The 6,098-nt window shown below is 70.9% G+C and carries 5 protein-coding genes and 1 tRNA gene; 2 read left to right on the forward strand and 4 right to left on the reverse strand.

Annotated features, from left to right (window positions below; genetic code table 11):
• From AB0P17_RS21340 to AB0P17_RS21355, 4 genes are all read right to left on the reverse strand, one after another.
• Window positions 1–1,353, reverse strand: a complete 1,353-nt coding sequence (locus AB0P17_RS21340) for an ABC transporter substrate-binding protein (protein WP_365813154.1) — start codon at window positions 1,351–1,353, stop codon at window positions 1–3.
• A gap of 382 nt (window positions 1,354–1,735) precedes the next feature.
• Window positions 1,736–1,808 (reverse strand) — tRNA-His (locus AB0P17_RS21345).
• Between the two features lie 165 nt (window positions 1,809–1,973).
• Complete coding sequence (gene orn / locus AB0P17_RS21350; RefSeq protein ID WP_365813156.1) at window positions 1,974–2,576, reverse strand: oligoribonuclease; 603 nt, start codon at window positions 2,574–2,576, stop codon at window positions 1,974–1,976.
• A 10-nt stretch (window positions 2,577–2,586) separates the two neighbouring features.
• Window positions 2,587–3,807, reverse strand: coding sequence for a helix-turn-helix domain-containing protein (locus AB0P17_RS21355; RefSeq protein ID WP_365813158.1), 1,221 nt, complete (start codon window positions 3,805–3,807; stop codon window positions 2,587–2,589).
• 1,102 nt (window positions 3,808–4,909) lie between these two features.
• Between AB0P17_RS21355 and AB0P17_RS21360 the strand changes: the two genes are divergently transcribed.
• Together AB0P17_RS21360 and AB0P17_RS21365 are read left to right on the forward strand one after the other, a co-directional pair.
• Complete coding sequence (locus AB0P17_RS21360; RefSeq protein ID WP_365813160.1) at window positions 4,910–5,431, forward strand: universal stress protein; 522 nt, start codon at window positions 4,910–4,912, stop codon at window positions 5,429–5,431.
• A 365-nt stretch (window positions 5,432–5,796) separates the two neighbouring features.
• Complete coding sequence (locus AB0P17_RS21365; protein WP_365813162.1) at window positions 5,797–5,931, forward strand: hypothetical protein; 135 nt, start codon at window positions 5,797–5,799, stop codon at window positions 5,929–5,931.
• The last annotated feature ends 167 nt before the right edge of the window (window positions 5,932–6,098 follow it).

Here is a 6,098-nt window from a genome sequence, read left to right on the forward strand (position 1 = left end):
TCACTGGTCCAGCGCGTTGTCGATCGCCTTCACGGCCGCGTTCCAGCCGTCCTTCGACGAGGTCCCCTTCTGGTCGACCTGGAGCATGCCGACATCGGCCAGGTTCTGCGCGATGATGCCGTCCTTCGGACCGAGGATCTGCACCGGGACGCCCTGGGCGGCCCGGGTGAAGATCTGCCCGATCGGCGCGTTGCCGAAGTACGGGTGCTTGGCGCCGGAGACCGCGGGCAGCGCGTAGGCGGCCTGCGAGCTGGGGAAGCTGCCCCGCTTCTCGAAGAGGACCGCCTGCTGCTCGGGCGCGGTCAGCCAGGCGGCGAGCTTGGCGGCCGCCTCCTTGTTCCTGCCCGCCTCGGGCACGGTGAGGAAGGCGCCGCCCCAGTTGCCGGGCTTCGGCGCGGCGGCCACGTCCCACTTGTCCTTGCCCGCGGCCCCGGCCTTGTCCTGGATGTAGCCGAGCATCCAGGGCGGGCAGGAGACCGTGGCGAAGGTGCTGTTCGCGAAGCCCTGGTCCCAGGAGGGCGTGAACTGCTGGAGCTTGGCGGTCAGCCCCTCCTTCGCGAACGCGGCGGCCTCGTCCCAGGCACCCTTCACCGCCAAGTTGGTCTTGTAGACGACCTTGCCGTCCCGGTCGTAGTAGCGCTCCGCCGAACTGCCGGTGATGGCGGCCAGCACGCCGCTCGCCGAGTCCACGAAGGCCGTCCCCCGGGGAGCCTTGGCCTTGAACGTCTTCCCGGCCGCCAGATACTTCCCCCAGTCACCCGCCCACAGCTTGCCCACCTCCGCGCGGTCCGTGGGCAGTCCCGCCCGGGCGAAGAGGTCCTTGCGGTAGCAGATGGCCTCCGGGCCGATGTCCGTACCGAGCCCTATGGTCCTGCCCTCCCCGGTGGTGGACTGCGCCCACTTCCACGGCACGAAGCTGTCCTTCCGGACACCGGGCGCCTTGCCGAGGTCGACGAGCTTGCCGCTCTGGGTGGCGGTGACCTCGGCGATGTTGGCGACCTCGACGGCCTGGATGTCCGCGAGCCCGCTGCCGGAGCCCAGGTGGGTGAGGAGCTGGGGGTAGTAGTTCTCGTTGCGCTCGATGGAGGTCTGCTTGATGACGACATCGGGGTGCTGCTTCATGTACTGGTCGTAGAGCCCGGCCTCCTGGAGGCCGAAGGCGCCGAAGACCCCCACCGTGAGCGTCGTCTTCCCCTTGCCCCCGACGGCCCCGCCGCTGCTCGCGCTGTCGGCACCGGCAGCGCTGTCAGGGGGAGCGTCGTCCGAGGCGCAGCCGGCCAGCGCGCCCGCGGCCAGGGTCGCGACGACGGCGAGGGCCGCGAACCTGCGGGACGGGCGAGTACGTGTACGCATGACGTCCTCCTAGTGCCACCGACGTCGCCGGCCTCCGGCCGACCGCGTGCGTGCGTCGTGCCGCGTGCCGCTGTCCGCGTTGCGAGGGGGGATCCGGCGCGGTCGGGCCACGTGCGGGGCATGTATGGGTCAGGTACGGTGGGAGCGCTCCCACAGGTGTTGTGTTGAAGCGTCGCGGGTCCCCGTAGGGGTGTCAAGGGACAGGGCTGGACTCGGCGCGGATTCATCCCGCCCGGGGAAACCCGGCGATCGGCCGGGCGGTTCCCGCGGGCTCCCGACCCGGAACGAGGCCAGGGGCCAGGAGGGCGCTCCGTACTGTTCCCGAGCCCCGGGTACGACTAAGGCCGGACCTGCTTGCGCAGGTCCGGCCTTAGTCGGTAAGGGTGAGTAACGGGACTTGAACCCGCGACATCCTGGACCACAACCAGGTGCTCTACCAGCTGAGCTATACCCACCACGACCGGTCTTCGTCGTTCCCTGACCGGCCGAGAAAAAGTGTACAGGGTCCGCGAGGGTGCTCGCACCCGCGTTGTCGTGGCCGTGACAGCGGGCCCGCGCGGGCCCGGGGCGGGCCCCGAGCGGGCGGGTGCGGGGGCGGGCTCAGAGCCCTGGGAGGGGGGTTACTCCGCGCGCAGGACGTGCTTCGCGGCGATCTGCTTCGCCGTGTCCGAGTCCGGCCCCGGCTGCGGTACGAAGACCGCTTCCCGGTAGTAGCGCAGCTCCGCGATGGACTCGCGGATGTCGGCCAGCGCGCGGTGGTTGCCGCTCTTCTCCGGGCTGTTGAAGTAGGCCCGCGGATACCAGCGGCGGGCCAGTTCCTTGACCGAGGAGACATCGACGATGCGGTAGTGGAGGTAGGCCTCCAGCGTCGCCATGTCGCGGAGCAGGAAGCCGCGGTCGGTGCCGACCGTGTTCCCGCACAGCGGTGCCTTACCGGGCTCCTTCACGTGCTGGCGTACGTACGCCAGGACCTGCTCCTCGGCGGCCGCGAGCGTGGTGCCGCCCGCCAGCTCGTCGAGGAGTCCCGAGGTGGTGTGCATCTGCCGCACCACCTCGGGCATGGTCTCCAGCGCCGCGTCCGGCGGGCGGATCACGATGTCCACCCCTTCACCGAGCACGTTCAGCTCCGAGTCGGTGACCAGGGCGGCCACCTCGATGAGTGCGTCGTCGACCAGCGAGAGCCCGGTCATCTCACAGTCGATCCACACCATTCGATCGTTCATGCGCCTTACCCTACGGGGCGCTCCGCTGGCCGGGCAGACTCGGACGGCCCGGACCTGCCGCGTAGAGGTCCGCTCCGGGCTTGCCGTGGTCCGGCAGGGCCGCCGACGCCGCCGGATGACCGGGGGCACTGGAGGCCGCCGCCGCCCGTCTGGAGTGCGCGGACGCCTGGGCGGGCACCATCGACTCCATGACTCCCGGTGGCATGGGATCGCCCTGCGGGCGCCTGGCCCGGTAGGCGGACCGGTACGCCGCCGGGGAGGAGCCGAGCTGTCGCCGGAAGTGCCCGCGCAGCGCCACCGGGGAGCGGAAGCCGCACCGGCCGGCCACCTCGTCGACCGAGTAGTCGGAGGTCTCCAGGAGCCGCTGTGCCTGGAGCACCCGCTGGGTGATCAGCCACTGGAGCGGCGCGCTTCCGGTGAGCGACCGGAACCGCCGGTCGAAGGTACGGCGGCTCATGTACGCGCGCGCCGCGAGCGTCTCCACGTCGAACTGCTCGTGGAGATGTTCCAGCGCCCAGGCCACGACCTCCGCGAGCGGATCCGAGCCGATTTCCTCTGGTAAAGACCTGTCCAGATAGCGCTCCTGACCGCCACTGCGACGCGGCGGTACGACCAGCCGGCGGGCCAGGGCCCCCGCTGCCTCCGCGCCGTGGTCCGTCCTGACGATATGCAGACACAGGTCGATTCCGGCCGCTGTCCCGGCGGAGGTCAGTACGTCCCCGTCGTCGACGAACAGCTCCCGCGGGTCCACGTGGACGGACGGATAGCGTTTGGCGAGCGTCGGCGCGTACATCCAGTGCGTGGTGGCCGGGCGGCCGTCCAGCAGTCCGGCCGCCGCGAGTACGAACGCGCCGGTGCACAGTCCGACGATTCTGGCGCCCTCCTCATGGGCACGGCGCAGCGCGTCCAGTGCCTCCGGTGGTGGCGGTGATGTGATGGACCGCCATGCCGGCACCACCACGGTGCCCGCCCTGCTGATCGCCTCCAGGCCGTACGGCGCGGTCAGTTCGAGCCCGCCGGTGGTGCGCAGCGGGCCGTCCTCCCCACCGCAGACGAGCAGGCGGTAGCGGGGAACCCCGGCGTCCTGGCGGTCGATTCCGAACACCGAGAGCGGAATGGAGCTCTCGAAGATGGGGCCGCCGCTGAAGAGCAGCACGGCCACGACTTCCCGGCGTCGACGCCCGGAAAGTTTCCGTACTGACTCCGGCACGGCGGTGGAGTCCTGGCTCATGGCGCTAAGCCCCCCTCGGTGTTCTCGTCTCCCCGTTCTTGTCGGGCCTTTCGCTCCTGCACGATTCCCCTCGGTTTTGCACGGGTCCCCAGCCGTCGATCCTCATGATCGAATCTACTGTGTTCCGTGGTGCCGGCGTGACAAGTTCTCCAACCGGCGCTATGTCGACAAGGCAACTTGGCGCGAAGCATTCGATCACGAAGCGTTCCACTCGCGAGCCGAGAGTGGAAGTGGGCCTCTCGCGCATGGCCCATCCCCGTAGGGTGCGGAAGGCCGTAGCGGTCCTTTCTTCCCTGGTGGCAAGGGGGTTGGCAGGCCATTTCATCAAAGGTTGGGCCCAAGTGCGAAGTTGGCTGAAAAGCGATGGGTTCGTCTGTGCGATGCGCCCAGTGTCCCGGCGCACCACCCTCGTACGCGCGTGAGACCTCCCGCGCCCCCTGTCCATCTGGTTGAACCCTCCACGAGTGACGGCTTCCGGACGGTCCGTACGTTCCGTACATCCTTACGTACACCGCCGTCGCGTCCGACGGCGGTCGGCCCCTCGGTGGAGCGCGCCCCACGAGGCGCCCGGGGAGGGCTCCCGGAGGGCCCGTCGCGGGCCTGTGGCGGCCTGTGGCGGGCTCGTGGGACCGCTCCCAGTATTCCGTGCGGCGCCGGCGCCCGGGGCCGCGGGGCCCCCGGAGCCGGCGCCGGGACGCTCGCCCCGGCCGCGCCGCGCCGACCGGGTGCCCCGTGGCGCGTGGCGCTCCTGAGGGCCGGGTGCCGGGAGGTGCGGGGGACGCGGGGCTCCCCGGGGCGGCGCCGTGGCCGACGGTCAACGGCGGGCCGGACCGCCCGCTCACTCGTGGGGGTGATCCCGGGTCTCCGAGGGGTGTGGCGGCACCGTCCGGGAAGCCTGTAGGGGCCACCCGGCATTGCGATCCGGCACCGCCTCGTGCATGCTCCCTGGAACGCCGCGTGTGACGCGGTGGGCTCTGGGCATGAGAGGAGTGTCGCCGTACCCTTTGGGGTATGGGGTTGGGAAGATGATTCCCGGACACAGCTCCGTCCACCCCGCCACTTGTTGCTCCTTCTCAAGAGGACTTCTTTCGCCGAGACATACATGGCCGGTCACGAAATCCCAGAACCCGCAGACCGCGAGCAGGTAGCCGATCCCCTGGCAGGCCTCCGAGCGGCGGAACAGACGCACGCCTCCTGTGATCCGGCCTTCCGGCACGGAGTGGTCGTCGGCTTCGACGGCTCGATGTCCAGCGAGCGTGCCCTCGCCTACGCCATCGGCATGGCCCGGCGCCTCGGTTCCGGCCTGATCATCGTCCATGTCGCCAACCGCCTCCCGACCACGGTCTGGGCGGGGTGCGAGCCCCCCGTCTTCGTGGACGTCCCCGACCACCGCACCGAGGTGCTCGGCCTCGAACTGGCCTGCGCGGACTACCTCACCGAGGTGCCGTGGATCCTGGTCGAGCGCGGCGGCGACATCTGCCACGAACTCGAAGAGGTCGGCGAGGAATACTCAGCCGACGCGATCGTCGTCGGCTCCACGCACGGCCTCGTCGGCCGGATCTTCGGCTCGGTCGCCGGGCGGCTGGCCCGCCGCGCGCAGCGCCCCGTCGTCGTCATCCCCTGAGAGCGGGCGGGACTTAACCGACCGGCGAACGGGGGGCGGCGTCGCCGGGCTGGGGTGCGCACCTCGCGGCGTTGTCGTCACTCACCATGGCTCCGCCATGCCTCGATCCTCCGCCTTGCGATGCACGCACCCCAGCCCCGCTCCTTCTCCCACCCCCCATTCGCCGGTCGGTCTTAGGGGATCCGCGCCACGGCGCCGCGCGGCCCCACACCCCGAGAGGGCGCGGCCTCAAACCCTGAGAAGCCGTCAACTTCCTTGCCCGCAGAGTGAATTTACTCACGCGTAGAGGTGCGTCGCGCGCCGGTGAGGGTACATAACGGTCGCTGGGACTCGGCACACCCGCACACCGTGAAGGGAGCCCCGTCGTGGACAACGACATCTCTGCGGGAAGCGCCAATTCCGCTTCAATTCTCGGCCATCTTGCACGCGGACTCATCCCGCTCGCCTTCGGCATCGGCCTGACCGGTGCCGTGGACGGCGTCACGACGGCCAGACCCTAGGCCACGACCGGCCCCGGGCCGAGGGCCGGTGCCCGGGCAAGCACCGGCCCCTTCGGAGAGCGCCCCCAGTGTGACGGGTGGCACGCGCTGGGGGCGCTCTCACGCCCGGACGGGGGGGGGGGGGCCCCCCCCCGCGCCCGCCGCGGGCCCGGCGGCCCCGCCCGCAC

The organism is Streptomyces sp. NPDC088124, assembly GCF_040685895.1.
Taxonomy (GTDB): domain Bacteria; phylum Actinomycetota; class Actinomycetes; order Streptomycetales; family Streptomycetaceae; genus Streptomyces.

Coding starts and splice junctions, on each gene's coding strand:
- AB0P17_RS21360 (WP_365813160.1), top strand. CDS start 4,910: ATGGCCGGTCACGAAATCCCAGAACCCGCAGACCGCGAGCAGGTAGCC.
- AB0P17_RS21355 (WP_365813158.1), bottom strand. CDS start 3,807: ATGAGCCAGGACTCCACCGCCGTGCCGGAGTCAGTACGGAAACTTTCC.
- orn (WP_365813156.1), bottom strand. CDS start 2,576: ATGAACGATCGAATGGTGTGGATCGACTGTGAGATGACCGGGCTCTCG.
- AB0P17_RS21340 (WP_365813154.1), bottom strand. CDS start 1,353: ATGCGTACACGTACTCGCCCGTCCCGCAGGTTCGCGGCCCTCGCCGTC.